This window comes from Mucilaginibacter pineti, assembly GCF_900101875.1.
Taxonomy (GTDB): Bacteria; Bacteroidota; Bacteroidia; order Sphingobacteriales; family Sphingobacteriaceae; genus Mucilaginibacter; species Mucilaginibacter pineti.
This window is the reverse complement of sequence record NZ_FNAI01000042.1, coordinates 1-2,490: the sequence shown is the minus strand read 5'-3', so window position 1 is coordinate 2,490 and position 2,490 is coordinate 1. Positions and strand designations below refer to the sequence as shown.

Here is a 2,490-nt window from a genome sequence, read left to right as displayed (position 1 = left end):
CTGGTAATGGCACTTACGAGGTCGGCAGCTTTTGATTGTTTAAGCATGTAGCCGCCGGCGCCGGCTTTAAGCATACCAATAATGGGCTTATCTTCCTCAAACATACTCAGCGCCAGTACCTTTACATCCGGGTGGTTTTGTTTTAGCCATTTGGTGGTTTCATAACCATCCATCAAAGGCATGGTAATATCCATTAAAATAACATCAGGCAGGGGATGTGCGGAGAGCTTTTGGATCATGTCGGCACCGTTATCAGCATCAAACAGTACATTAATAACGCCCGATTCTGATAACAAACGCGCCAGGCCCTGCCTGAACAGTGTATGGTCATCAACAATAGCAATATTTACTTTTGGGGATTGCATTCAATTAAATTGTTTATAAATTAATAAGGAATAGTTACTACAATGATAGATCCGGTTCCGGGTTCAGAATTAATAGCGGCAGTGCCGTTGATCATGGCCGCCCTCTTTTTAATATTATGAAGGCCCATGCCGGTTTGTCGTTTCAAAGTTTCACCGACATTAAAACCAACGCCATTATCACGGATTGTTAACTTTAAGGCATTATTGACCTGCTCTAAAGTTATAAATATTTCAGAGGCCCGCGCGTGCTGGATAATATTATTGATGATCTCCTGAAACAGCCTGAAAATGATGGTTTCCTTACTGCTGTCGGCATCAAAAGTGCCCAGCCTGCTTTGATCGAAATGGATCTTAAACTTGTCAGATCGTTTAAGCCACTCCAGTTCAAACTCAATGGCGGCACCAAGACCGCGGTTCACCAGTTCTTCGCCGTGCAGCATCCGCGACAGCGCCTTAACCTCTTTAATAGATCTGGCGGTCAGATCCTCCACAAAAGCTATTTTTTCGGCGGTGTTCTCCTGGTTATTCACATCAATGGAACTAAGCGTTATGGAGGTAATACTCAACAGCTGCCCGATGTTGTCATGCAGGTCATAAGCAATAGTTTTTAGTGTTTGTTCCTGAACTTCCATTTGTGTTTTTAATAGTTCATTTTCAAATTCCTGTTTTAGTCCAGCTTTTTCGTCATGATGCTTCTTTTTCCTGCGGTTATATGAAATAACATATAAGATGAGGAACAAAGGAGCAATCAAAAAAATAAGGGATGTTAACCCTATAAGGAAGAAGACCTCCTTTGAATATATCTGCATATAAAAGCGTATGACCAAAAAGCGTAAAGGATAACATCCAATATATAATAAATATAGTATCGTACCGAATAACCCAGGTAAACAGCCACATTACTGGATGACAGGTAATCAAAGAAAATATTACAGGCAGTGCTGCCGAAATAAAAGAAGAGCGATCCGCTTACCCACCAGAAGGAGGCAGAAAATTGCAGTGGCTCAAAATTCTCGGCATTGAGCTTTAAATAATAAAAATACAAGCTGGCCAGCACAAATACTACCGACATTACCGCAGCAGTAACCGATACGAATCCTTTAAAATGATAGATGGCAAACTCTGTAACATACATGGCTGCAAAACAGCAAAGCCATATAATAAGCCATTTTTTCCGTTGCCCGTATGGTTTGTACAGGTTAAAAAAGGTATAGCTTACCATAGCACATTCAAACAGCAGAAACACGTTGTATAATTGAAAATTGCTCACATGCGCAACCAGGCGCAAGTAAATTCCGCAGGTTTCAACTATACAGGTTAACAGCATATACGGTATAAACAACCTCCAGGCAGGGTCCTTATCTTTAAATAAAAAGATAAGTGCCGCCAGGAAGCCTAAAAATTCCGCGCATGTGTTAACCGTTACAAAACCCATTATTAGTCTTTAATTAAAGTAGCGCCAGTTTTAGTACAGGTAAGTGGCGGCGGGCATTGCTCACCACGGTTTTCAGGAGTGGTGCCTATAATAAACCCTTCCTGAGTGCCGCCGTTCTCGCCGGGTTTAGCTTTGGGTTTATAATAATCCTGGTGAAACTTGTGGTTAAGACTATCTTTAGTTGATACCATAACCAGGGTGTTGTAGCCCCAGTATTCGCGGTTTGGCTTATGACCTGCAAATTGATCAGTATAAAGCGAATCATAAGTAGCCAGGTAAAAACGGATGCCATCGCCGCCTTCTTTTAACACATTATCTGCAAGTTTTCGCAGCCTGGCGGCGCTAAACCATACACAGCGGGTGTTGGGGTTTTTCTTCACAATGGGTTTGCCCTGCAGGGTAATTGTAGAATCGACGGTGCCCGCGTGTTTGGCGTAATTTTTCACATAGTTAAGGGCTACATTATAACTTAAGGTATCCAGGTTAAGGGTGTCGAGAACCACAGTATTTGCTGCCGTGGATGTATCGGCAGTTTTTTTCTGCTGGCAGGCTGTAAATGCGAGTGTTGCGATGGCCAGGTAAAAGGCTGTTTTTTTAATTGTCATGCTGGTTAAATAAAGGTTTGTCGAAAGTGCTTATTTATCTACTGATCCGCAATACATGAACCGGCCTTTTTTTATCCTTAAAAAC

Annotated in this window: 4 protein-coding genes; all 4 read right to left on the bottom strand. The window is 42.0% G+C overall.

Translation table 11 applies throughout. The annotated features are described in order from the left end of the window. Window positions 1-365 (bottom strand): response regulator (locus tag BLS59_RS31040; protein ID WP_143014303.1); only part of this gene is annotated, 365 nt, incomplete at its 3' end. A 20-nt stretch (window positions 366-385) separates the two neighbouring features. Further along, window positions 386-997: a sensor histidine kinase gene (locus tag BLS59_RS31035; RefSeq protein WP_162842837.1), complete on the bottom strand. Its 612-nt coding sequence runs from the start codon at window positions 995-997 to the stop codon at window positions 386-388. Window positions 998-1,137: 140 nt separating this feature from the next. Further along, window positions 1,138-1,800, bottom strand: coding sequence for a hypothetical protein (locus tag BLS59_RS31030; RefSeq protein WP_091157911.1), 663 nt, complete (start codon window positions 1,798-1,800; stop codon window positions 1,138-1,140). A 2-nt stretch (window positions 1,801-1,802) separates the two neighbouring features. Continuing rightward, window positions 1,803-2,405, bottom strand: coding sequence for a hypothetical protein (locus BLS59_RS31025; protein ID WP_091157910.1), 603 nt, complete (start codon window positions 2,403-2,405; stop codon window positions 1,803-1,805). Between the last annotated feature and the right edge of the window lie 85 nt (window positions 2,406-2,490).

Bases quoted from the DNA above. Each gene is read 5' to 3' on its own strand.
- BLS59_RS31035 (WP_162842837.1), bottom strand. From the start codon at position 997: ATGGAAGTTCAGGAACAAACACTAAAAACTATTGCTTATGACCTGCAT.
- BLS59_RS31030 (WP_091157911.1), bottom strand. From the start codon at position 1,800: ATGGGTTTTGTAACGGTTAACACATGCGCGGAATTTTTAGGCTTCCTG.
- BLS59_RS31025 (WP_091157910.1), bottom strand. From the start codon at position 2,405: ATGACAATTAAAAAAACAGCCTTTTACCTGGCCATCGCAACACTCGCA.